The 22,815-nt window shown below is 70.9% G+C and carries 19 protein-coding genes, 3 tRNA genes and 1 pseudogene; 13 read left to right on the forward strand and 10 right to left on the reverse strand.

Going from position 1 to position 22,815, the window contains the following annotated elements:
* The 5 genes and pseudogenes from G3I78_RS40575 to G3I78_RS40600 form a co-directional block, all read left to right on the forward strand.
* Positions 1-869: pseudogene (locus tag G3I78_RS40575) on the forward strand (DNA polymerase III subunit gamma and tau); the annotation flags it as partial.
* A gap of 204 nt (positions 870-1,073) precedes the next feature.
* Positions 1,074-2,327 (forward strand): phosphoribosylamine--glycine ligase, encoded by a 1,254-nt coding sequence (gene purD / locus G3I78_RS40580; RefSeq protein WP_164434337.1) that lies wholly within the window; start codon positions 1,074-1,076, stop codon positions 2,325-2,327.
* A gap of 372 nt (positions 2,328-2,699) precedes the next feature.
* A complete protein-coding gene (locus G3I78_RS40585; RefSeq protein WP_203616194.1) occupies positions 2,700-4,619 on the forward strand; it encodes a hypothetical protein in 1,920 nt (639 codons plus the stop codon).
* 259 nt (positions 4,620-4,878) lie between these two features.
* Complete coding sequence (locus tag G3I78_RS40595; protein WP_164434341.1) at positions 4,879-6,411, forward strand: N,N-dimethylformamidase beta subunit family domain-containing protein; 1,533 nt, start codon at positions 4,879-4,881, stop codon at positions 6,409-6,411.
* Between the two features lie 93 nt (positions 6,412-6,504).
* Positions 6,505-7,404, forward strand: coding sequence for a phosphoribosylaminoimidazolesuccinocarboxamide synthase (locus tag G3I78_RS40600; RefSeq protein ID WP_164434343.1), 900 nt, complete (start codon positions 6,505-6,507; stop codon positions 7,402-7,404).
* Between the two features lie 44 nt (positions 7,405-7,448).
* Here G3I78_RS40600 and G3I78_RS40605 read toward each other — a convergent pair.
* The 8 genes from G3I78_RS40605 to G3I78_RS40640 all read right to left on the reverse strand — a co-directional run bounded on the left by G3I78_RS40605 (position 7,449) and on the right by G3I78_RS40640 (position 12,022).
* Positions 7,449-7,521, reverse strand: a tRNA-Gly gene (locus G3I78_RS40605).
* 22 nt (positions 7,522-7,543) lie between these two features.
* Positions 7,544-8,152 (reverse strand): response regulator transcription factor, encoded by a 609-nt coding sequence (locus tag G3I78_RS40610; protein WP_164434345.1) that lies wholly within the window; start codon positions 8,150-8,152, stop codon positions 7,544-7,546.
* Entirely contained in the window at positions 8,149-9,360 is a 1,212-nt protein-coding gene (locus G3I78_RS40615; RefSeq protein WP_164434347.1) for a sensor histidine kinase, read from the reverse strand. The genes G3I78_RS40610 and G3I78_RS40615 overlap by 4 nt, the downstream gene beginning before the upstream one ends.
* Before the next feature lie 19 nt (positions 9,361-9,379).
* The gene (locus tag G3I78_RS40620) at positions 9,380-10,153 is read right to left on the reverse strand and encodes an ABC transporter permease (RefSeq protein WP_164434349.1); all 774 of its coding nucleotides are present in this window, start codon (positions 10,151-10,153) and stop codon (positions 9,380-9,382) included.
* Entirely contained in the window at positions 10,150-11,214 is a 1,065-nt protein-coding gene (locus tag G3I78_RS40625; protein ID WP_164434351.1) for an ABC transporter ATP-binding protein, read from the reverse strand. Before G3I78_RS40625 ends, G3I78_RS40620 begins: the two co-directional genes overlap by 4 nt.
* A 126-nt stretch (positions 11,215-11,340) precedes the next feature.
* A tRNA-Gly gene (locus G3I78_RS40630) sits at positions 11,341-11,413 on the reverse strand.
* Positions 11,414-11,493: 80 nt separating this feature from the next.
* Positions 11,494-11,565: transfer RNA gene (locus tag G3I78_RS40635), tRNA-Gly, on the reverse strand.
* A gap of 139 nt (positions 11,566-11,704) precedes the next feature.
* The gene (locus G3I78_RS40640; RefSeq protein ID WP_164434353.1) at positions 11,705-12,022 is read right to left on the reverse strand and encodes an Lsr2 family protein; all 318 of its coding nucleotides are present in this window, start codon (positions 12,020-12,022) and stop codon (positions 11,705-11,707) included.
* Between the two features lie 269 nt (positions 12,023-12,291).
* On the opposite strand from G3I78_RS40640, the gene purS reads away from it, so the two are divergent.
* Genes purS through purL form a run of 3 tightly spaced genes read left to right on the forward strand, consistent with a single transcriptional unit; the run spans position 12,292 to position 15,487 of the window.
* A complete protein-coding gene (purS, locus tag G3I78_RS40645; RefSeq protein ID WP_015659417.1) occupies positions 12,292-12,555 on the forward strand; it encodes a phosphoribosylformylglycinamidine synthase subunit PurS in 264 nt (87 codons plus the stop codon).
* Positions 12,552-13,232 carry a phosphoribosylformylglycinamidine synthase subunit PurQ gene (gene purQ, locus G3I78_RS40650; protein ID WP_079310179.1) on the forward strand — a complete coding sequence of 227 codons (681 nt, stop codon included), beginning with the start codon at positions 12,552-12,554 and terminating at the stop codon, positions 13,230-13,232. Before purS ends, purQ begins: the two co-directional genes overlap by 4 nt.
* Positions 13,229-15,487 (forward strand): phosphoribosylformylglycinamidine synthase subunit PurL, encoded by a 2,259-nt coding sequence (purL, locus tag G3I78_RS40655; RefSeq protein WP_164434354.1) that lies wholly within the window; start codon positions 13,229-13,231, stop codon positions 15,485-15,487. The genes purQ and purL overlap by 4 nt, the downstream gene beginning before the upstream one ends.
* Before the next feature lie 83 nt (positions 15,488-15,570).
* Here purL and G3I78_RS40660 read toward each other — a convergent pair whose 3' ends face one another.
* Positions 15,571-17,013, reverse strand: a complete 1,443-nt coding sequence (locus G3I78_RS40660; RefSeq protein WP_164434355.1) for an MFS transporter — start codon at positions 17,011-17,013, stop codon at positions 15,571-15,573.
* A gap of 79 nt (positions 17,014-17,092) precedes the next feature.
* Here G3I78_RS40660 and G3I78_RS40665 point away from each other — a divergent pair, with 79 nt between their 5' ends.
* The 5 genes from G3I78_RS40665 to purM all read left to right on the forward strand — a co-directional run bounded on the left by G3I78_RS40665 (position 17,093) and on the right by purM (position 22,419).
* Positions 17,093-17,734: a TetR/AcrR family transcriptional regulator gene (locus G3I78_RS40665; protein WP_164434356.1), complete on the forward strand. Its 642-nt coding sequence runs from the start codon at positions 17,093-17,095 to the stop codon at positions 17,732-17,734.
* A gap of 231 nt (positions 17,735-17,965) precedes the next feature.
* Positions 17,966-18,763: a maleylpyruvate isomerase family mycothiol-dependent enzyme gene (locus G3I78_RS40670; RefSeq protein ID WP_164434357.1), complete on the forward strand. Its 798-nt coding sequence runs from the start codon at positions 17,966-17,968 to the stop codon at positions 18,761-18,763.
* A gap of 147 nt (positions 18,764-18,910) precedes the next feature.
* A complete protein-coding gene (locus G3I78_RS40675) occupies positions 18,911-19,723 on the forward strand; it encodes an META domain-containing protein (RefSeq protein ID WP_164434358.1) in 813 nt (270 codons plus the stop codon).
* Positions 19,724-19,780: 57 nt separating this feature from the next.
* Entirely contained in the window at positions 19,781-21,307 is a 1,527-nt protein-coding gene (purF, locus tag G3I78_RS40680) for an amidophosphoribosyltransferase (RefSeq protein ID WP_164434359.1), read from the forward strand.
* A 44-nt stretch (positions 21,308-21,351) separates the two neighbouring features.
* The gene (purM, locus tag G3I78_RS40685) at positions 21,352-22,419 is read left to right on the forward strand and encodes a phosphoribosylformylglycinamidine cyclo-ligase (protein ID WP_164434361.1); all 1,068 of its coding nucleotides are present in this window, start codon (positions 21,352-21,354) and stop codon (positions 22,417-22,419) included.
* Between the two features lie 92 nt (positions 22,420-22,511).
* Here purM and G3I78_RS40690 read toward each other — a convergent pair whose 3' ends face one another.
* Complete coding sequence (locus G3I78_RS40690; RefSeq protein ID WP_164434362.1) at positions 22,512-22,766, reverse strand: DUF3073 domain-containing protein; 255 nt, start codon at positions 22,764-22,766, stop codon at positions 22,512-22,514.
* Positions 22,767-22,815: the final 49 nt, after the last annotated feature.

Raw genomic sequence — 22,815 nt, forward strand, 5'->3', positions numbered from 1 at the left:
CCCCCGTCGGCGGTGGCCGACGCCCCGGCGGCTGGCCCACCGCCACCCCGGCGGGCAGCGGCGGCCAGCCCCAGGCACCCTCGCCCCACCAACCCCCCGCCGCCCCGGCCCAGGGACAGGCCCCGGCAGCGCACCAGCCCACCCCCGCGGCCTCCGGCCCCGCCCCAACCGGCTACACGCCCCCGACCGGCGGCATCGACCCCCGCCAGCTCTGGCCCAACATCCTCGAAGCGGTCAAGAACCGTCGCCGTTTCACCTGGATCCTGCTCAGCCAGAACGCCCACGTGGCCGGCTTCGACGGCACCACCCTCCAGCTCGGCTTCGTCAACGCCGGTGCCCGCGACAACTTCGCGAGCAGCGGCAGCGAGGAAGTACTGCGGCAGGCGCTCTCCGAGCAGTTCAGCGTGCAGTGGAAGGTCGAGGCGATCGTCGACACGTCGGGCGGCGGCGGTTCGGCGCCCGCGGCCCCCGGTGGCTTCAACGGCGGCGGAGGCGGAGCCGGAGGCTACGGCGGAGGCGCCACCCCCGGCGGCTACGGCACCGCAGGCACCGCAGGCACCGGAAACTTCGGCGGCCCCGGCAGCCCCGGAGGCACTGGCGGCTACGGCAGCCCCACCCCCCAGGCCCACACCCAGACACCCCCCTCGCAATCGGCCCCCACCCACACCCAGCCCTCCCCGACCCCCACCTCCTCCGCCCCCACCCCCCAGCCCTCCCCGGCCGACCCCCCGCCCCCACCCCCCGTCTCCATCGAGGACGACATCCCCGAGGACGACGACCCCGACCTCAACGAGTCGGCTCTCTCAGGCCGCGAACTGATCGTGCGGGAACTCGGAGCGACGGTGATGGAGGAGTTCACCAACGAATAGGCGTAACGAGCAGGCGTACGGGAGAAGGGGAGCCCTCCTCCCGGAGCCCAACGGGCAGACAGCACCAGGGCAGTTCCCCGACAACCAGGTGACCCGGCGGAGAAGCACAAGGCCCCTCGCCCACCCCACACTTGGAGAAACCTACGACTCCGCTCCGCCCACCCCTTAGGAAGCCCCCACAAAAACCCCGTTAGGCTGACCCCCGTGAAGGTCCTCGTCATCGGTACCGGCGCCCGCGAACACGCCCTGTGCCGCTCCCTGTCCCTCGACCCCGACGTCAGCGCCCTGCACTGCGCTCCCGGCAACGCCGGCATCGCCGAGGTCGCCGAGCTGCACCCGGTCGACGCGCTCGACGGTGCCGCCGTGTCCGCGCTCGCGCGGCGACTCGGCGTCGACCTCGTCGTCGTAGGCCCGGAGGCGCCGCTCGTCGCGGGGGTCGCCGACGCCGTGCGCGAGGCGGGCATCCCGGTCTTCGGTCCGTCCGGGGAGGCCGCGCAGCTCGAGGGCTCCAAGGCCTTCGCGAAGGACGTCATGGCCGCGGCGGGAGTGCCGACCGCCCGCTCCTATGTCTGCACGACCCCCGAGGAGGTCGCCGAGGCCCTCGACGCCTTCGGTGCCCCGTACGTCGTCAAGGACGACGGTCTCGCGGCCGGCAAGGGCGTCGTCGTGACCGACGACCTCGAACAGGCCAAGGCGCACGCGAACGCCTGCGAGCGGGTCGTCATCGAGGAGTTCCTCGACGGCCCCGAGGTCTCCCTGTTCGCGGTGACCGACGGCGACACCGTGCTGCCGCTCCAGCCCGCGCAGGACTTCAAGCGCGCGCTCGACGGCGACGAGGGCCCGAACACCGGCGGCATGGGCGCGTACTCCCCGCTGCCGTGGGCCGACCCGAAGCTCGTGCAGGAGGTGCTCGACACCGTCCTCCAGCCGACGGTCGACGAGATGCGCCGCCGCGGCACCCCGTTCTCCGGTCTGCTCTACGCCGGTCTCGCGATCACTTCTCGGGGCGTGCGGGTCATCGAGTTCAACGCCCGTTTCGGTGACCCGGAGACCCAGGTCGTGCTGGCCCGCCTCAAGACCCCGCTGGCCGGCGTCCTGCTCGCCGCCGCGAGCGGCAACCTCGAGGACCTGCCTCCGCTGCGCTGGAGCGAGGAGGCCGCGGTCACCGTGGTCGTCGCCTCGCACAACTACCCCGGCACCCCGCGCACCGGCGACCCGATCACCGGCCTCGACGAGGTGGCCGCCGAGGACGCCCCGCACGCCTACGTCCTGCACGCGGGCACCAGGCGGGACGGCGACGCCGTCGTCAGCGCCGGTGGCCGCGTCCTGTCGGTCACGGCATCCGGCAAGGACCTCACGGAGGCCCGCGAGCGCGCGTACCGGGCGGTGGCCCGGATCGGGCTCGACGGCTCCCAGCACCGTACGGACATCGCGGCGAAGGCGGCCTCCGAGGCCTGAGCCGTCGCCCGACGGCAACGGCACCCCAGGTCGAGCCCTCCGGCCCCGTACCGGTCAGCAGACCCCCGCACCCGCCGGAGAAAGCCCGAAAGCAGATAAACCCGACAGGCCCCGGATCCGTCAGAGGATTCGGGGCCTGATCTTTGCTGTCCGTCATCCACCTTTCCCCAAAGCCATTCCATCGAGTGACCGGGAGCCCATACGGCTGACGGGGGCCCGGGGCCCAACTAGGGTGCGGCGCAAGCGGTCCGGCACTTGGCCCACCGGCATTGCGATGTCAGAGGTGGGTGCCACAGTGGGGGAGTGAGCAACGCCAGGACAGCCAGGCAGCCAGGACAGCAAGGGAGGGGGTGAGGTCCGGTCGTGACCGGTATGGGTGTGGAGGCAGGCGCGCAGGCCGCGCGTTCCCGGGCTCTCGCCGTGCTGCGGGTCCGCAGCCGCGCGCTGGCCGTGGCGCTGCTGCCCGCGGCCGTCGCCGTGGTGCTGCTCGCCGGGGATTCCACCGGCCATCTCGTGGGCGGGTTCTGGGACACCGCCCGGCCGGCCATGAGCGCGCTCGGCGTACTGGTCCTGCTCGCCGCCGGGGCCGCCGCCCTGGTGGTGGCGCGGGCCCGGCCCGCCGTCAGTCCGACCGTGGCGATCGCCGAGGAGTCCGCGCCCGACCTGTACCGGATGGTGCGCGACCTCGCCGACCGGCTGGACGTCCCCGCGCCCTCCGCGATAGCGCTCACCCCGGACTGCGACAGCTGGCTGGAGGACCGCACCCACCCCGCCCACGGCCCGCCCCCGCAGGAGGGCCGGGACGACGAGATAGCGGGCGTCCGCGGCTCCCACCGCCGGGTTCCCGCGGCACCGGTGCTGGTCATCGGCTCGCCGTTCCTGTGGTGGATGCGCGTCGGCGAGCTGCGCGCGGTCCTCGCGCCGGTCGTCGCCGGTACGGGTCCCTCGGCGCACCCGGACATAGCCGCGGCCCGCCGTTTCGTACGGGGACTGGACGCGGCGGTGGCCGTCGGGTCGAACTCCGGCCGCTGCCCGCTCACCCGGCTGCTCTGCGTGGGCGTGGCCTCGGTGGCCCGGCTCCTGCTGCGCAGCTGCCGTGAGCACGCGACGCTGATGGAGCGCGGGGTCGCCGCCGCGGCCGCCGAGCGTGCACAGGCTGTGGACTACGGACTCAGGATCGTCGCCCAGGAACAGGTGGGCCTCGCCTACGCGGGCTGGGACCGGCTGCTGACCCGGGTCGCGCTGCCCGCCTGGCGGATGGGCCGCTGGCCCTCCCGGCTGGACGCGGGGGTGGTGGCCGCCCTCACCGAGCTGTCCCGCCGTGACCGTCTGGCCGAGGGGTTCGCCTCCCGGCTCGGCGAGCGACCCGCCTGCGACCTGCTCGAAGAGCCCGGCGCGGTCGACGAGGCCGCCTCCCTGCTCGCCGCCCGCCTCTTCCACGGCGGCCCCGCGGAGAACGGCCCGGACTGGTCCCCGGTGGACTGGCAGGAGTACCCGGAGGAGGTCGTGGACCGGAAGTGGCGCCTGGACGCGGCCCGCCTCCACCGAGTCCTGGACGCCCAGGGAGTGAGCCGCACCCCGGGCACCACGACCCCGGAATCCGACGCGCCCACCCTCTCCCGGGTCCTGGCCCACCTGTCGTGCCCTCAGCCTGTCCTGCCGGCCGGGCTGGGCGACGCCGACGCCGACGGCAGCGGTACCGGCAGCGACAACGGCGACGACCTCGCCGACACGGCGCCGGTCGAGGCTTCCCAGGGCTCACAGGGCTCACAGGGCTCACAGGGCTCAGAGGGCCCACAGGACAACGGGACAGACACCCCCGCAGCCGCCCACACCCACACCCGCACCGACACTGACACCCACACCGAGCCCACCCCCGAAGACGCCACCCCCACCCCCACCCCAAGGCCCGAAGCCGAAACCCTCGCCGCCGCCCTCACCGCAGAACTCGCCCGCGAGGAGGCCGCAGCCCCCCGCCCCCCGGCCGCCCCCGACACCACCCCCTGGGACCACACAGCCCTCCCCCTCTTCCCGCTCCAGCCCCCACGTACCGCCCGGGAGCTGCTCACCGACCACGTCACCGCGATGGTCTGCTGTGCCGCGATCGACACCGCGGGGGCCGCCCCCGGCCTGGACTGGCTCGACGGCCCGTCCCTCCTGATCCACGGCGAACGCGCCGCCGATCTGACCCCCCGCGTCCTCAGCCTCGTGGAGGACGGCGACCCGGCCCCCCTGGAGGCCTGGCTGGTCAGGTCGGGGATCCGGGCCGAGAAGCCGGTCCGCCTCGTCTGACCCCAGCCGGAACGCCCTCTTCCACTTTCGGCCAATTCGCAACGACCAGTGACAGTCTGAGTGCGGAATGTGATGTGCTGGGACCGATCGCGCACATGGCAAGAGCTTGTGCCATAGGACAGGCGCACGGCAACCGCACAAGCCACCGCACGCAACACACACCGGACGCGGCACGAGGCACAGCACCAGAGCACGGCACCACGGCACAGCACCAGGCAAGGCACCACGGACGACGGGGGCACGAGGGAGGGGAGCGACGATGGGCCCAGGACCGGAGCACATCCGCCGCTGGGAGTCGGGAGCACTCGCGCACGCCGTGACGGACCCCTTCGGTCAGGGCCCCGTCCCGTGGCTGCGCGGCAGCGAGACGTACTTCGACGACACCGGCCAGATGGTCCCCTGGTACGTGGAGACGGACCCGGCACACGCCCCGGGCACCGACTTCCCGCACACCCCGGGCACGGACCTCCCGCGCGTCCCGTCCCCCCGCTCCGCCCCCACCCGCGCCCCCCGCTCCGCCGACGACGTCCGCCGCCAGATCAAGGGCTTCACCTCCACCGGCGCGGTCGCCCCCGGCGAGGCCGTCGACTTCCACATCACCGTCGACCCGCCCCAGGAGTTCGGCGTCGACATCTACCGCATCGGCCACTACGGCGGCGACGGCGCGGCGAAGATCACCACCAGCCCCCGCCTGTCCGGCATCGTCCAGCCCCCGCCGCTGACCGCCGACCGCACGGTCTCCTGTCACCACTGGTGGCTGTCCTGGCGGCTCCAGATCCCCTCCTACTGGAGCATCGGCGCGTACGTCGCCGTGCTGACCACCGCCGACGGCTACCGCTCGCACATCCCGTTCACGGTCCGCGACAACCACCCCGCGGACCTGCTGCTCCTGCTGCCCGACGTGACGTGGCAGGCGTACAACCTCTACCCGGAGGACGGCCGGATCGGCGCCAGCCTCTACCACGCCTGGGACGAACAGGGCCGGCTCCTGGGCGAGAAGGACGCCGCGACCACGGTCTCCTTCGACCGGCCGTACGCGGGCGCGGGCCTGCCGATGCACGTCGGCCACGCCTACGACTTCATCCGCTTCGCCGAGCGCTACGGCTACGACCTCGCCTACGCCGACGCCCGCGACCTGCACGCGGGCCACCTCGACCCCACCCGCTACCGAGGCCTGGTCTTCCCGGGCCACGACGAGTACTGGTCGACGGCCATGCGCCGTACGGTCGAGCGGGCCCGGGACAGCGGCACCTCGCTGGTGTTCCTGTCCGCCAACACCATGTACTGGCAGGTCGAGTTGGGCCCCTCACCATCCGGCGTCCCCGACCGTCTGCTCACCTGCCGCAAGCGCAGAGGCCCGGGCAAACCGGTGCTCTGGCGCGAAGTCGACCGCCCCGAGCAGCAGTTGGTCGGCATCCAGTACGCGGGAAGGGTGCCCGAGCCGCACCCCCTGATCGTCCGCAACGCCGACCACTGGCTGTGGGAGGCGACCGGAGCGCACGAAGGCGACGAACTCGCCGGCCTGGTCGCGGGCGAGGCCGACCGCTACTTCCCGCGCACCCCGCTCCCCGAGCACGACGACCGCATCCTGCTCGCCCACTCGCCGTACGCCGACAGCGAGGGCGCCCTGCGCCACCAGGAGACGTCCCTGTACCGGGCCCCCTCCGGCGCCCTGGTCTTCGCCGCCGGCACCTTCGCCTGGTCCCCGGCGCTCGACCGCCCGGGCCATGTCGACCACCGCGTCCAGCGAGCCACCGCCAACCTCCTTGACCGCATCTGCAAGCGTGACTGAGCTCACGTCCACAGCCTCTGACCGACCCCAAGTCCAAGGTCAGACCCCTATACGGGACAATCGACCCGTTGGACATACCCACGGGGAGGAACCGTGTCCGGATTCGTAGAAAAGCCCGAGCCGCTCCAGGTTCCGGGCCTGGTGCACCTGCACACCGGCAAGGTGCGCGAGCTGTACCAGAACGAGGCGGGCGACCTCGTGATGGTCGCCAGCGACCGCATGTCCGCGTACGACTGGGTGCTGCCGACCGAGATCCCCGACAAGGGCCGCGTCCTCACCCAGCTGTCCCTGTGGTGGTTCGACCAGCTCGCCGACCTGATGCCGAACCACGTCCTGAGCGCCGACGTCCCCGAGGGCGCCCCCGCCGACTGGTCCGGCCGCACCCTGGTCTGCAAGTCGCTGCGGATGGTCCCGGTGGAGGCGGTCGCCCGCGGCTATCTCACCGGCTCCGGGCTCGTCGAGTACAACGACTCCCGTACGGTCTGCGGCCTCGCCCTGCCCGAGGGCCTGACCGACGGCAGCGAACTGCCCGCCCCGATCTTCACCCCGGCCACCAAGGCCGCCGTCGGCGAGCACGACGAGAACGTCTCCTACGAGGAGGTCGCCCGCCAGGTCGGCGCCGACACCGCTGCCCAGCTGCGCCAGGCGACCCTCGCCGTCTACTCCCGCGGCCGGGACATCGCCCGGGACCGGGGGATCATCCTCGCGGACACCAAGTTCGAGTTCGGCTTCGACGGGGACACCCTCGTCATCGCCGACGAGGTCCTCACCCCGGACTCCTCCCGCTTCTGGCCGGCCGACCAGTGGCAGCCGGGGCGCGCGCAGCCGTCGTACGACAAGCAGTTCGTGCGCGACTGGCTGACCTCGGCCGAGTCCGGCTGGGACCGCAAGAGCGAGCAGCCTCCGCCGCCGCTGCCGCAGGACGTGGTCGACCGCACCCGCGCCAAGTACATCGAGGCGTACGAGCGACTGACGGGCACGAGCTGGTCGTAACGCGAAAGGCCCCCGGTGAGAACCGGGGGCCTTTGCCGATACAGAGCGAACGACGAGGTTCGAACTCGCGACCTCAACCTTGGCAAGGTTGCGCTCTACCAACTGAGCTACGTTCGCATGCGCCGTGGCGCGAGAACCACTATACCCAACCTCGCTCCCGCGCGAGCCGCACCGCCGCATGACGGTTCTCCGCCCCGAGCTTGGAGACGGCGGACGACAGATAGTTCCGTACGGTCCCCTGCGACAGCGCGGCCCGTTCGGCGATCTCCGCCACAGGCGCCCCGTCGGCGGCGAGTTCCAGCACCTCGGCCTCCCGCGCGGTCAGCGGGGAGTCCCCGGCGGAGATCGCGTCGGCGGCCAACTCGGGGTCGACGTAACGGTTTCCGGCGTGCACCGTGCGGATGATCTCCGCGAGCCGCTGCGCGCTCACCGTCTTCGGGACGAACCCCCGCACACCGGCCGCCAGAGCCCGCTTCAGATGCCCGGGCCGACCGTGACTGGTGACGATCAGCACCTTGCACGACGGTAGTTCGGCGCGCAGAGATGTGGCGACTCTCACACCGTCCGCGCCGGGCATCTGGAGATCGAGTACGGCGACGTCGGGCGCGTGCGCCCGGGCCATCGCCAGCGCTTCCGGCCCAGTGGCCGCCTCGGCGACGATCGCCAGGTCGTCCTCCAGGGAGAGCAGCGCGGCGAGCGCCCCCCGGATCAGATGCTCGTCGTCGGCGAGCAGCACCCGCACGCTCACGAGACCCCCTCCAGCGGCACCCGCGCCACCACCCGGAACACACCTTCGCTCGCCGGCCCCGCCGCCAGCGTCCCCGCCACCGCCGCGAGCCGCTCCCGCAGCCCGGCGAGCCCGGACCCGCCGGTGCCGCTGCCCGGGGCCTTCGGCGCCCCGTCGTTCTCCACGGTCAGCACCACACGCTCCCTCTCCATGAGTACGGCCACCGTGCACCGCTTGGCGTCCCCGTGCCGCAGTACGTTCGTGGTGGCCTCCCGGACCACCCAGCCCAGCGCCGACTGCACCTCGGCGGGCAGCCCGGCCGGCTCCCCGGTGACCGCGCAGTCGATCCCGGCCGCGGTCAACACCCCGTGCGCTCCGGCGAGTTCGGCCCCGAGGTCGGCCTCCCGGTATCCCCGTACGACATCGCGCACCTCGCGCTGGGTCTCGCTCGCGATCCGCTGCACCTCGGTCATCTCGTCCACCGCCTCCTCCCGCCCGCGCCGCGCCAGCTGTACGGCCAGCTCGCTCTTCAGCGCGATCACGGCGAGGTTGCGGCCCATCACGTCGTGCAGGTCCCGCCCGAACCGCAGCCGCTCCTCGGCGACGGCGAGCCGGGCCCGGGTGTCGCGGGCCTCGGCGAGTTCGTAGACGGCGTCCAGGAGCCAGACGGAGAACGTGGAGGTGAAGGCGAGGAAGCCGGCGGCGATCAGCACCACCACCCCGAGGCCCAGGGCCTGAGGCAGGGGGCGCCCCAGCAGAATGCCACCGAGCACGGCGCCCGCGGCGAAGCCGCTCACGAGCGCGAGCACGCGCCGTCGCCCGCCGACCCCGAGCGAGCCGATGCCGGCCCCGAAGATCAGCGAGGTGGAGAAGACCGCGCCCGCTGCCGTTTCGAGACCGTCGTCGTCCGGACCCCACTGGGCGACGGCGATCACCGCGACGACGACGGCGAGGGTGAACGCGCCGAGCACCCACAGCGTCCGCAGCGGCTGCTCGCGCTGCCCCCGCGTCCAGTCGAGCGACCGGGACGCGGTCACCCCGCACATCACGGCGTGCGCGCACACCAGCAGCAACAGCCAGCCCGCGAGCGGCCCCGTCAGCTCCCCGAGGATCGGCAGCGCGGCCGACACGAGATAGAGCACCGCGAAGAGGTGGAACGACCACCGCGTGTACGTCTCCACCTTCGCAGGCGTGCTCTTCCGCCCCCACCAGCCACCTGACCCGCGCATCTGCCCGCTCCCCGTACCGTCAGCGCCGGGGTTCCCAGCGGAACCACCGCTGTACAGCAAACACGGCCAGCACGGTCCAGGCCAGCGCGGTACCGAGGGCGCCGAGAGCCTCGTACACCGACAGTGTGCCCGTCCAGCCGCCGCGGATCAGGGTGATCACGGGGGACAGCGGCAGCAGTTCGCACACCGAGGCGAGCCGGTCGGGCAGCATCTCCAGGGGCACGATGACGCCCGAGAGGCTCATCGAGACCAGTGTGAACGGCACCGCGGTGACCTGCGCGCTCTCCACGGTCCGGGTCACGGCCGCCGTCAGGGCGGCGAGCGCCGCGCACATCACGAGGCCCGACAGCAGCCCCAGGAGGGCGAGGTGGGGGGCGCGGGGCGCGGGCACGTCCAGCAGGACCGTGCTCCCGGCGACCAGCACCAGGGACTGCACGAGCCCGGTCGCGGCGATCGGCAGCGCGGTCCCGCAGAGGATCTCGAAGTCCCGCAGCTCCCCGGTGCGCAGCCGCTTCAGCACCAGCTCCTCACGCCGGGCGGTGAGGATCGCGACCAGGGCGCTGTACACCCCGAACAGCAGGGAGAAGCCGATCGCGGCCGGCAGCAGCACGAGCCCGACACTCAGCCCGGAGCTCTCGACATCCATGCCGTCCACGACGGACCGCAGGGTGAACGGCAGCCCGAGCGGCACCAGTACGGCCGTGACGAGGGTGGCCTTGCTGCGCAGGAGCAGCGTGAACTCGGCCCGGGCGAGCGCGCCCAGCCTGCCCGTGGGTGTGGTGAGGAGGCTCACGCCGCCACCTCCTCGCGCGCCGCGATCCCCAGGAACGCCTCCTCCAGCGAGGCCGACCGCACATCGAGCCGCCGCAGCTCGACCCCGGCCCGCTCGGCCCACACCAGCAGTCCGGTGGCCGCCCGCTGCAACTCCCGGGTCCGCAGCCGTACGACCCTCCCGTGGACCTCGTGCCCGCAGATCCCGAGCGCTCCGAGCGGCGGCAGATCGCCCACGAAGTACGCCTCGGGCAGCTCGAACGAGATCCGCGACGGCTGGGCGGCGGTCACCTCGGCCGGTGTCCCGGTGGCCGCGACCCGCCCCTCGTGGAGGATCGCCAGCCGGTCGGCGAGATCCTCGGCCTCCTCCAGGTAGTGCGTGGTCAGCAGCACGGTCGTCCCGCGGTCCCGCAGCGCCCGCACCAACTCCCAGGTGTCCCGGCGCCCTTCGGCGTCCAGGCCGGTCGTCGGCTCGTCGAGGAACAGCACCTCGGGGTCGCCGACCAGCGCGAGCGCCAGGTCGAGCCGCCGCCGCTCCCCGCCGGACAGCTGCTTCACGCGTACGCCGGTCCGCCGGGCGAGCCCGACCAGCTCCAGCACCTGCTCCGCTCGCCGGCTCGCTCGCCCGCGGGGCGCTCCAGCCGGTGTGGAGGACACGACCGTGCTCAGCCCTTCGGGCCTCCGCGTGCTCACGCCCTCGACACCGGCGCGCTCCTTCGGCTCGCTCACGGCCGGTGGCCGTGCCCCGCTGACGCAGCCCGCCCACATCCGCGCGGTCTCGCCGACGGTCAGCTCGGAGGGGAAGCCGCCCTCCTGGAGCATCACCCCGGTACGCGGGCGTACGGCGGCCCGCTCGGCGTACGGATCATGTCCCAGGACGCGGATGCGCCCCTCGGTCGGCCGGTCGAGCCCTTCCAGGAGTTCGACGGTGGACGTCTTGCCGGCGCCGTTGGTGCCGAGCAGTGCGAAGACCTCTCCGCGGCGCACGGAGAAGTCGATCCCGCGCACGGCCTCGAACCCGCCCCCGTACACACGTCGCAGGCCGGTGACCTCAATCACGTGTTCGTGTTCGTCGGTGTTCATGAACTCAGCGTCCCGGCGGACCGGGGGCGACAGCAGTGCGCGCTGTCACCACTCCGTGTGACAAATGTCAGAAGGTGCACGGGACATGAAAAAGCCCCCCGACAGAAGCTGGGGGGCTTGATTCAGAGCGAACGACGAGGTTCGAACTCGCGACCTCAACCTTGGCAAGGTTGCGCTCTACCAACTGAGCTACGTTCGCATTGCCTCCGACCAGCTCTCACTGATCGGCGCGAGCACCATCCTACCTGATCCACAAGTGTGGCCGGACCGGCGATGCAGAGCGGGTGACAGGAATTGCACACTGCGCCTTCCCCCTGGAAGGGGGATGTTCTGCTACTGAACTACACCCGCATGTACTCCGTGAGCTGGGCCTTTTCGACCTTGCCCCTCGGCGTGCTCCAGACTCTAGCTGACCGGGTGGGGTGCAACGCAAGTCGGTTGTCCCGGGGGGCGGATGACCGGGCGTCGGCCGCGGCTCACGGAGCCGTGCTCACTGGGCCTCGGCGAACGCCTCGTAGACCTTCTTGGGGATCCGCCCGCGGGCGGGCACGTCCATCTTGTTGGCCTGGGCCCAGGCCCGGACCGCCGCCGGGTCGGGAGCGACCTCGGTCTGCTTGTAGGCCTTGCCCGACCTCGACCGCTTGCGGCCGGCCTCCACGTACGGCTCCAGGGCCCTACGCAGTTTCTTGGCATTGGCTTGATTCAGGTCGATCTCGTACGACTTGCCGTCGAGTCCGAAGGCGATCGTTTCCGCCGCTTCCGAGCCGTCGATGTCGTCAAAGAGAGTGACCACGACCTTCTGCGCCACGAATATCGGTCCCTTCGTACGGCACGTTGCCAATTCATTTGTACAGTGCCCGACAATGCATTGTGAAGCTCGACTAAATCCTTCCGCGTGTCCGAGCGCAATAGCTGTCGGGTGTCGATCTGAGATCTTTCCCGGAAATTTTCGCGAACAGCCACCTCCGTGGTGGTGCGTGATGGCCGTCACGTAGATTCCTACAACTCAACGCGCGTAGAAATTTTGTGCGGGTAGTCTGAAGGAACCTGCTCAGCACCACACCACCGGGAGTGCCAGTGGCACGCGTCGTAGTCGACGTCATGCTCAAGCCGGAGATCCTCGACCCCCAGGGCCAGGCGGTGCAGCGCGCACTGCCGCGTCTGGGTTTCGAAGGCATCTCCGACGTACGTCAGGGAAAGCGATTCGAACTGGAAGTTGACGGACCGGTCGACGAGGCCGCGCTCGCCCGCATCCATGATCTTGCGGAATCCTTCCTCGCCAACACCGTGATCGAGGACTTCACCGTCAAGGTGGAGGAAGTCGCGGAGGCCGCGAAGTGACCGCTCGTATTGGCGTCGTCACTTTCCCCGGCAGCCTCGACGACCGCGACACCCAGCGCGCGATCCGGCTCGCGGGCGCCGAACCGGTCGCCCTCTGGCACAAGGACAAGGACCTCCACCAGGTCGACGCGGTCGTCCTTCCCGGTGGTTTCTCCTACGGCGACTATCTGCGGGCCGGCGCCATCTCCCGCTTCTCGCCGGTGATGGAGACGGTCATCGAGCAGGCCAAGGCAGGGCTCCCGGTCCTCGGTATCTGCAACGGCTTCCAGATCCTCACCGAGGCCCACCTGCTCCCCGGCGGGATGCTCGGCAACGACCACCTCCACTTCATCTGCCGGGACCAGAAGCTGCGGGTGGAGAACACCTCCAGCGCCTGGACGGTCGACTACAGCGCGGGCCAGGAGATCCACATCCCGCTGAAGAACATGGACGGCCGGTACGTCGCCGACGAGTACACGCTGGACAAGCTGGAAGCCGAGGGCCGGGTCGCGTTCCGGTACGTCGACTTCAACCCGAACGGCTCCCTGCGCGACATCGCCGGCATCACCAACGAGGCCGGGAACGTCGTAGGCCTCATGCCGCACCCGGAGCACGCCGTCGAGCCGCTCATCGGCTCCGGCCGCACCGACGGCCTCCCCTTCTTCACCTCGATCCTCAAGAAGCTGGTCAACGCATGAGCCGGACGCCTCTGGACACGGTCGAGCACGCGGCCGCGACCCCCGACGTCGAGCTGCCCTGGGCCGAACTCGGCCTGAAGAAGGACGAGTACGAGCGCGTGGTCGAGATCCTCGGCCGCCGACCCACCGGCGCCGAGCTCGCCATGTACTCCGTCATGTGGTCCGAGCACTGCTCGTACAAGTCGTCGAAGGTGCACCTGCGCCAGTTCGGCGAGAAGGCCCCGCAGTCCGACGCCCTCCTCGTCGGCATCGGTGAGAACGCCGGTGTGGTCGACGTCGGCCAGGGCTACGCGGTCACCTTCAAGGTCGAGTCGCACAACCACCCCTCCTACGTCGAGCCCTACCAGGGCGCGGCCACGGGCGTCGGCGGCATCGTCCGCGACATCATCGCGATGGGTGCCAGGCCGGTCGCGGTCGTGGACCCCCTGCGCTTCGGCGCGGCCGACCACCCCGACACCAAGCGCGTGCTGCCCGGTGTCGTCGCGGGCATCGGCGGCTACGGCAACTGCCTGGGCCTGCCCAACATCGGCGGCGAGGTCGTCTTCGACGCCTGCTACCAGGGCAACCCGCTGGTCAACGCCGGTGCCATCGGTGTGATGCGGCACGAGGACATCCACCTCGCGAAGGCGTCCGGCGCGGGCAACAAGGTCATCCTGTACGGGGCTCGCACGGGCGGCGACGGCATCGGCGGCGCCTCGATCCTCGCCTCCGAGACCTTCGACGACGCCAAGCCGTCGAAGCGCCCCGCGGTTCAGGTCGGCGACCCCTTCCAGGAGAAGCTCCTCATCGAGTGCACCCTGGAGGCCTTCAAGGAGAAGCTGGTCGTCGGCATCCAGGACCTGGGTGCGGCGGGTCTTTCGTGCGCCACCTCTGAGCTCGCCTCGAACGGCTCGGGCGGCATGCGCGTCACCCTCGACGACGTACCGCTGCGTGACTCGACGCTCTCTCCCGAGGAAATCCTCATGAGCGAGTCCCAGGAACGCATGTGCGCGGTCGTGGAGCCCGCGAAGGTCGAGCGGTTCCTGGAGATCTGCGACAAGTGGGACGTCATCGCGACCGTCATCGGTGAGGTCACCGACGGCGACCGGCTGGAGATCTACTGGCACGGCGGCAAGATCGTCGACGTCGACCCGCGCACGGTCGCGCACGACGGCCCGGTCTACGAGCGCCCGTACGCCCGCCCGTCCTGGCAGGACGAGCTCCAGGCGGACGACGCCGGCAAGCTGCCGCGTCCCTCGACCGGTGCCGAACTGCGGGAGCAGGTCCTCCAGTTGGTGGCCTCGCCCAACCAGGCATCCAAGAAGTGGATCACCTCGCAGTACGACCACTTCGTGCAGGGCAACACCGTGCTGGCCCAGCCGGAGGACTCCGGCATGATCCGCATCGACGAGTCGACGGGCCTGGGCGTGGCCATCGCGACGGACGGCAACGGCCGTTACGCGAAGCTGGACCCGTACGCGGGCGCCCAGTTGGCGCTCTCGGAGGCGTACCGCAATGTCGCCACCACGGGTGCCAAGCCGCTCGCCGTGTCCGACTGCCTGAACTTCGGCTCGCCCGAAGACCCCGCTGTCATGTGGCAGTTCGCGGAGGCCATCCGCGGACTGGCCGACGCCTGCCAGCAGTTGGGGACCCCGGTCACCGGCGGCAACGTCTCCCTCTACAACCAGACCGGCGAGGTGGCCATCCACCCGACCCCGGTCGTGGCCGTGCTGGGCGTCATCGACGACGTGGCCCGCCGTACGCCGGTCGCCTTCCAGGAGGAGGGCCAGCTGCTGTACCTCCTCGGCGACACTCGCGAGGAGTTTGGCGGTTCGGCCTGGTCGCAGGTGGTCCACGACCACCTCGGCGGCCTGCCCCCGAAGGTCGACCTGGAGCGCGAGCGGCTGCTCGCCGAGATCCTGATCTCCGCCTCCCGCGACGGCATGATCGACTCCGCGCACGACCTCTCCGACGGCGGCCTGATCCAGGCGGTCGTGGAGTCGGCGCTGCTCGGCGGCAAGGGCGCGCGGCTGGTCGTACCGGACGGGCTCGACGCGTTCACGTTCCTGTTCTCCGAGTCGGCGGGCCGTGCCGTGGTGGCGGTCCCGCGCTCCGAGGAACTGCGCTTCAACGACATGTGCGGCGCGCGGGGCCTGCCCGTCACCCGCATCGGTGTCGTGGACGGTGAATCGGTGGAACTCCAGGGCGAGTTCGAGCTTCCCCTGGCGGAGCTGCGGGCGGCGCACGAGGAGACGATCCCGGCGCTGCTCAAGTAGGCGGTAGCAGTACTGCCAGGCATGGTCGTACGACGCCGAAGGCCCCGCCCGTCATCGTGACGGGCGGGGCCTTCGGCTCGGTGTCACGCGGGCACCGGTTCCCTCGTCGGTTCCGAAGTCGCCGTCGGCGGGCGGGACTTGGGCAGGCGGAGCGCCATCAGCAGGCACAGGAGCATCAGGCCGGACCCGCACAGGAACACCGTGTCCAGTGCCGAGACCCAGGATTCGAGGTCCTGGCCGGTGGCCGGGGTGCCGGGACCGTCGTACAGCCGGGTGATGAGGGTGCCGAAGACGGCGGCGCCCAGGGCCGTGCCGAGGGTCTGGAAGAAGCGGATCGCGGTGGTGGCGACGCCGAGCTGGTGGCGCGGGGCCGCTTCCTGCACCAACTGGATGGCCTGGCCGATGAGTTGGCCGAACGCGATGCCGACGAGGAGCAGTTCGGCGCGCAGCCACCACAGTGAGGTGCCGGTGCCCAGGGTGGCCAGCAGGGCGAAGGAGAGGGCGCCGAGGGCGGAGCCGGCGACGACGAACGTCCGCTCGTGCCAGCCGCGTTCGGTGAGCCGGCCGACCAGGATGCCCACGGCCGTCATGCCGACCGCCATGGGGATGAGGTACAGCCCGGCCGAGGAGCTGGCCACACCCCGGACCACCTGGAGATAGACCATCACGTAGTACATCGCGCCGACCATGCCCGCGCCGACCAGGCCCTGGACCGCGAAGCCCCAGCGCAGTGCGGGGAGCCGGAACATCGACAGCGGCAGGATCGGCTCGGCGGCCGTGACCTGGCGCCACAGGAACAGGCCGAGCGCGGCGACCGCGGCCAGGGCCAGGCCGGTGATCTGCGGGGAGGCCCAGGCGTACTGCTTGCCGCCCCACTCGGTGATCAGCAGCAGCGCGGTGGAGAACGCGGCGGCGAGACCGGCTCCGAGGAAGTCGATGCGGTGGGTGCCGGTGTGCCGGGGGAGCTTCAGGACCAGGGCGCCGAGGACCAGGACAGCGGCGCCGAGCGGGAGGTTGACGTAGAAGATCCAGCGCCAGCTCGCGTGGTCGGCGAGGACTCCGCCGATCCACGGGCCGACCGCCATGCCGCCGCCCGCGACGACCCCGCCCATGCCCGCGCCCCTGGCGTCCTTCTCGCCGGGGCCCTTGAGCTGGGCGATCACGACCATCGTCACGCTCATCAGGCCGCCGGCGCCGATGCCCTGCACGGCCCGGGCGGCGATCAGCTCACCGATCGACCGGGCCGCGCCGCACAGTGCCGAGCCGGCGAGGAAGACGCCGATCGCGCCGAGGAAGACCCGCTTGGCGCCGAGGGTGTCGCAGAGTCTGCCGTAGAGGGGGAGGACGGCGGACGAGGCCAGTGAGAAGGCGCTGACCAGCCAGGGGATCTTGTCGATGCCGTGTTCCGGGTCGAGGTCGCGGACGATCGGGACGGTCGCCGCCGACACGATCTGCATGTCCAGGACGGCCAGGACGATCGTCACGAGGCAGACGAGGAAGCCGATTTTGCGCTGGGTCTCGGTCATGGGCACCACCATGCCCAGTGTTTATGTACCGAGTCAATGTTTTATCCGGGATCAAAATTCATCTTGGTACAGTGATGGCATGGCTGCTGAGGCGATGGGGCTGCGCGAGCGCAAGAAGTTGCAGACCGGGATGCGGATCTACCGGACCGCGGTGGCGCTGTTCCACGAGAAGGGGTTCGACGCCGTCTCGGTCCAGGAGATCGCCGACGCCTCCGAGGTCTCCAAGATGACCGTCTTCAACTACTTCGGCACGAAAGAGGACTTGGTCTTCAAGCCGATGGAGGAGCACTTCTCCGACGCGGCCCGTGCCGTGCGCGAGCGGGAGGTCGGGGAGTCCGCGGTGGAGGCCGTCCGCCGGCAGTTCCTGGAGATGATCGAGGGCCGCGACCCGTCGATCGGCCTCAACGCCGAGCCCTTCGCCCGCCGTATCCGCGCGGTGGTCATGGCGACGCCGGTCCTGTGCGAACGGGCCTACTTGTCGGCGGAAAAGGGCGCCCGCGAACTGGCCGACCTGCTCATCGAGGAGACCGGCGACCGCACCCTCTCCCTCATCACCGCCGCCACCCTCACCGCCACCCGCCAGGCCCTGGTCGAGGAACACCACCTCCGCATCGACGCCGGCGAAACGGTGGACGAGGTCGCGGCGGACGCAGCCACGCGAGCGGAACGGGCCTTCGCGCTGGTGGAGGGGGGGCTCTCGGGGTACGGGCGCAGGGAGTGACGGTGTCCGGGGCGACCGACTGCCTGCTCGGCGTGACCGACGGGACCGACCGACGGCACTTTTGCTGACGCCGCTTGGCTTGCGCTTGTCTGGTCCGCCGGGGTCGGACAGGGGGTGATGGCCCCGTTCGCCCGGCCCGACCCACCCGGCCCGCCCCGCCAGCCCCTCCCACAGCTGATCGCCCCCCCCGGCACTCCACCCCAGCCCCTCCCACCCCCCTACCCTGACCCCATGCCCCCGCCCAAAAAGCGCGCCCGCTCCTACGACCCCGCCAAGATCCGCAAAGCCGTCGACGCTCAACTGACCAACGTGCGGAACGCCGTCCACACCCTGCCCCCCGAGCAGTTCGCGTCGCCGACGCGGTTGGGGGTCTGGACCGTGCGGGAGTTGGTCGCGCACATCGGGATGGCGGTCACGGCGATCGAGCGGGCGCTCGCGCTGCCGGAGCCGGCGCGGCAGGACGTCGTGCTGCTGGACTGGCCGTTCGCGACCGTCGCCAACTCCGCCGCCATCGACGACTTCACCCGGGAGCAGGTCAGGCTCCACCCCGACCTGGACACCTACCTCGCCGACATCGCGCACCGCCTCGGCGAGCAGCTCGACACCCACCCCGGCACCCGGCTCCTCGCGACCAACGCCGGCGCGCTGCCCCTCGCTGACTACCTGGTCACCCGTACCGTCGAACTCGTCGTCCACACCGACGACCTGAACGCCGCCGTCCCCGGGCTCGACATCGCCTACGACCGCCAGGCCCTCGCCGCCTGCACCCGGCTGCTCGCCGACGCGCTCGCGGCCAAGGCACCCGGCGGCTCGACCGAGGTGCGGATCCCGCCGTACGCCGTGGTGCAGTGTGTCGAGGGGCCGAAGCACACCCGCGGCACCCCGCCGAACGTCGTCGAGACCGACCCGCTGACCTGGATCCGCCTGGCCACCGGACGGACCGCATGGAAGGACGCCCTCGACGAGGCCAGGGTCAGCGCGAGCGGAGAACGGGCGGACCTGGGCGCACTGCTCCCCTTGATGGGCTGAGACCCGCTGACGGGCTGAGGCCGCGCGCGGGCCTCAGCCCATGTGCCCGGCACCCGGCAAATCCACCCCGCCGCCAAGAACACCGCCGCCAAGAACACCGCCGCCAAGAACACTGAACCCATCACCCCCCTCACGCGTCCAAGAACCATGAAGCGGACGACACGTGTGAAATGCGCCGCCCTGGCCGCCGTCGGCACCACGCTGCTGGCCGCCTGCGGCACGGAATCCGGTACCGGGCACGACACGATCGTCGACGGCGAGAAGACCACCTCGACGACCGGCATCGCGGACGTGGAGTGGGTGCCGCAGAAGGTGACCGTGGACGGCAAGGAGTACGTCCTGCCGAAGAACGCCGAGGACGCCCACATCGGCTTCGCCCCCGGCACCGCCGACCCGGACGTCGGAGGCGGCGACTCCGGCGGCTCGGTCGGCTGCAACAGCATCGGCGCCGACGCCGAGATCGACGGCGACACCGTACGGATCACCGACCTCGTGCAGACGCTGATGGGCTGTCCGGACCCGCTCGGGGCGTTCGAAGCACAGTTCACCAGCGTCTTCGAGGGCACCCACAAGGCGAAGGTCACCGAACGCGACGGCACCAGGACCCTCACCCTGACCAGTCAGGAGGGCGACACCATCACCCTCCGGGAGAAGGCGCCCCCGGCGCTGAAAGGCACCCGCTGGGTGATTGACACGAAGGCGCATCTCACCCTCGGCAAGGACGACACCGTCACCGGCAGCCTCGGCTGCAACACCTTCCGTGGCGAGGCGGTCGTCAAGGGCGGCGTCATCGACTTCGGCCGCCTCGCGACCACGCGCATGACCTGTGGACCGGCTGCCATGAAGACCGAACGCGAACTCGCCGGTATTCTCTCCGGCAAGGTCTCCTACCAGCAGAAACGGGATTCTCTGCGGCTCACCGCGGCCTCCGGCGAGAGCGTTACGGCCCGCGCGGAGTAAGAAAGCCCACTCTCCGCGAATTCGGACCAGTGGTCGATCTCGCCTACACTCGGTGCCGTGCCACGTGGTGACGGACGACTCAACCACGACCTGCTCCCCGGCGAGAAGGGCCCCCAGGACGCTTGTGGCGTCTTCGGTGTCTGGGCTCCGGGTGAAGAGGTCGCCAAGCTCACGTACTTCGGGCTCTACGCCCTCCAGCATCGGGGCCAGGAATCCGCGGGTATCGCGGTCAGCAACGGCTCCCAGATCCTCGTCTTCAAGGACATGGGCCTCGTTTCCCAGGTCTTCGACGAGACCTCTCTCGGTTCGCTCCAGGGTCACATCGCGGTCGGTCACGCCCGCTACTCGACCACCGGCGCCTCCGTGTGGGAGAACGCCCAGCCGACGTTCCGTGCCACCGCGCACGGTTCCATCGCGCTCGGCCACAACGGCAACCTGGTCAACACGGCGCAGCTCGCCGAGATGGTCGCCGACCTGCCCAAGCAGGAGGGCCGCAGCCCGCGTGTGGCCGCCACCAACGACACCGACCTGCTGACCGCGCTCCTCGCGGCCCAGGTCGACCAGGACGGCAAGCCGCTGACCGTGGAAGAGGCCGCCCCGAAGGTCCTCCCGCAGGTCCGCGGCGCCTTCTCCCTCGTCTTCATGAACGAGCACACGCTCTACGCCGCCCGCGACCCGCAGGGCATCCGCCCGCTGGTCCTCGGCCGCCTGGAGCGCGGCTGGGTCGTCGCCTCCGAGGGCGCCGCCCTCGACATCTGCGGCGCGAGCTTCGTCCGTGAGATCGAGCCGGGCGAGTTCATCGCCATCGACGAGAACGGTCTGCGCAGCTCCCGATTCGCGGAAGCGAAGCCCAAGGGCTGTGTCTTCGAGTACGTCTATCTTGCGCGCCCCGACACCGACATCGCCGGCCGGAACGTGTACCTCTCCCGCGTGGAGATGGGCCGCAAGCTCGCGAAGGAAGCCCCGGTCGAGGCGGACCTGGTCATAGCGACCCCGGAGTCCGGCACCCCGGCGGCCATCGGCTACGCCGAGGCGAGCGGGATCCCCTTCGGTGCGGGTCTCGTGAAGAACGCCTACGTCGGCCGGACCTTCATCCAGCCGTCACAGACCATCCGCCAGCTGGGCATCCGACTCAAGCTGAACCCCCTCAAGGAAGTCATCAAGGGCAAGCGTCTGGTCGTCGTCGACGACTCGATCGTGCGCGGCAACACCCAGCGCGCCCTGGTCCGCATGCTCCGCGAGGCGGGCGCCGCCGAGGTCCACATCCGGATCTCCTCGCCGCCGGTCAAGTGGCCCTGCTTCTTCGGCATCGACTTCGCCACCCGCGCGGAGCTCATCGCCAACGGCATGACCATCGACGAGATCGGCACCTCGCTGGGCGCCGACTCCCTGGCGTACATCTCCATCGACGGCATGATCGAGGCGACCACCATCGCCAAGCCGAACCTCTGCCGCGCCTGCTTCGACGGCGAGTACCCGATGGAGCTCCCGGACCCCGAGCTGCTCGGCAAGCAGCTCCTGGAGACCGAGCTGGCCGCCGGCACGGCGGCCACGGCCGCTGTCGACGCGATCCGTCGCCCGTAGGCAGCCCGTCATACCTGCAGTACGACACGAAAGTTCTCACCGTCATGTCTGAGACAACTGGTGCCAGCTACGCAGCCGCGGGCGTCGACATCGAAGCGGGCGACCGCGCCGTGGAACTCATGAAGGAGTGGGTGAAGAAGACGCAGCGCCCCGAGGTCCTCGGCGGCCTCGGCGGTTTCGCCGGCCTCTTCGACGCCTCCGCCCTCAAGGGCTACGACCGTCCCCTGCTCGCCTCCGCGACCGACGGCGTGGGCACCAAGGTCGACATCGCGCGCCAGTTGGGCGTCTACGACACGATCGGCCACGACCTGGTCGCGATGGTCATGGACGACATCGTGGTGTGCGGTGCCGAGCCGCTGTTCATGACCGACTACATCTGTGTCGGCAAGGTCCACCCCGAGCGGGTCGCCGCGATCGTCAAGGGCATCGCCGAGGGCTGTGTGCTGGCCGGCTGCGCCCTGGTGGGCGGTGAGACGGCCGAGCACCCCGGCCTGCTGGGCCCGGACGACTTCGACGTCGCCGGCGCCGGTACGGGCGTCGTGGAGGCCGACCGGCTGCTCGGCGCGGATCGCATCCGTAAGGGTGACGCGGTCATCGCCATGGCGGCCTCGGGTCTTCACTCGAACGGGTACTCGCTCGTGCGGCATGTGCTCCTGAACGAAGCGGGCCTCGCCCTGGACGCCCGGATCGACGAGCTGGGCCGCACGCTCGGCGAGGAGCTCCTGGAGCCCACCAAGATCTACTCGCTGGACTGCCTGGCCCTGATCCGCACGGCCGAGGTGCACGCCTTCTCGCACGTCACCGGCGGCGGCCTGGCGGCCAACCTGGCCCGGGTCGTCCCCGACGAGCTGCACGCGATCGTCGACCGCGCCACCTGGACCCCGGACCCGATCTTCGACCTCGTCGGCAGGACGGGTCAGGTCGAGCGCCTGGAGCTGGAGAAGACCCTCAACATGGGCGTGGGCATGATCGCCATCGTCCCCGAGGAGTCGGTGGACGTGGCGCTGGCGACCCTGGCCGACCGCGGGGTCGAGTCCTGGATCGCGGGCGAGATCACCGACCGCGGCGACAAGGAGACCGGCGCCGAGTTGGTGGGCGACTACGCCGTATAAGGCCGCCATGGCAGCGCATAAAGTCGCGAGGCAGCGCAAAACCCGGTCCGGTGGTGTGGACCACTCGGACCGGGTCAAGCACAGCTAGAGCGTCAAGCGCCGCGGCGGTGTTGAGACGTCGGACCGGACTCGTCGTCCTCGTCCTCGTCGTCGTTGTAGAGATCCGCGTACTGGGCGTACGGGTCGTCTTCCTCGTCGTCGTCCTCGAACGGCTCGCCATTCGGCGGCTGGCTCGAAGTCGAAGCGCCCAGCTCATTGGCCAGACGCGAGAGGTCAGTCCCGCCGCTGCTGTACTTCAGCTGGCGGGCGACCTTCGTCTGCTTGGCCTTTGCCCGGCCGCGCCCCATGGCTCGACCCCCTCGGATACGGGGCTCGGTGGCCCCAGAGTCTTGACAC

Origin of the sequence: Streptomyces sp. SID13726 (genome assembly GCF_010548375.1) — a bacterium.
In the GTDB taxonomy this organism is placed as follows: Bacteria; Actinomycetota; Actinomycetes; order Streptomycetales; family Streptomycetaceae; genus Streptomyces.

What these genes read in the sequence shown, in the direction of transcription:
- G3I78_RS40690 (WP_164434362.1), bottom strand. Translation starts at nt 22,766, where the DNA reads ATGGGGCGCGGCCGGGCAAAGGCCAAGCAGACGAAGGTCGCCCGCCAG.
- G3I78_RS40670 (WP_164434357.1), top strand. Translation starts at nt 17,966, where the DNA reads ATGCCCCCGCCCAAAAAGCGCGCCCGCTCCTACGACCCCGCCAAGATC.
- purL (WP_164434354.1), top strand. Translation starts at nt 13,229, where the DNA reads ATGAGCCGGACGCCTCTGGACACGGTCGAGCACGCGGCCGCGACCCCC.
- G3I78_RS40660 (WP_164434355.1), bottom strand. Translation starts at nt 17,013, where the DNA reads ATGACCGAGACCCAGCGCAAAATCGGCTTCCTCGTCTGCCTCGTGACG.
- G3I78_RS40595 (WP_164434341.1), top strand. Translation starts at nt 4,879, where the DNA reads ATGGGCCCAGGACCGGAGCACATCCGCCGCTGGGAGTCGGGAGCACTC.
- G3I78_RS40665 (WP_164434356.1), top strand. Translation starts at nt 17,093, where the DNA reads ATGGCTGCTGAGGCGATGGGGCTGCGCGAGCGCAAGAAGTTGCAGACC.
- purM (WP_164434361.1), top strand. Translation starts at nt 21,352, where the DNA reads ATGTCTGAGACAACTGGTGCCAGCTACGCAGCCGCGGGCGTCGACATC.
- G3I78_RS40585 (WP_203616194.1), top strand. Translation starts at nt 2,700, where the DNA reads ATGGGTGTGGAGGCAGGCGCGCAGGCCGCGCGTTCCCGGGCTCTCGCC.
- G3I78_RS40675 (WP_164434358.1), top strand. Translation starts at nt 18,911, where the DNA reads ATGAAGCGGACGACACGTGTGAAATGCGCCGCCCTGGCCGCCGTCGGC.
- G3I78_RS40625 (WP_164434351.1), bottom strand. Translation starts at nt 11,214, where the DNA reads ATGAACACCGACGAACACGAACACGTGATTGAGGTCACCGGCCTGCGA.
- G3I78_RS40615 (WP_164434347.1), bottom strand. Translation starts at nt 9,360, where the DNA reads ATGCGCGGGTCAGGTGGCTGGTGGGGGCGGAAGAGCACGCCTGCGAAG.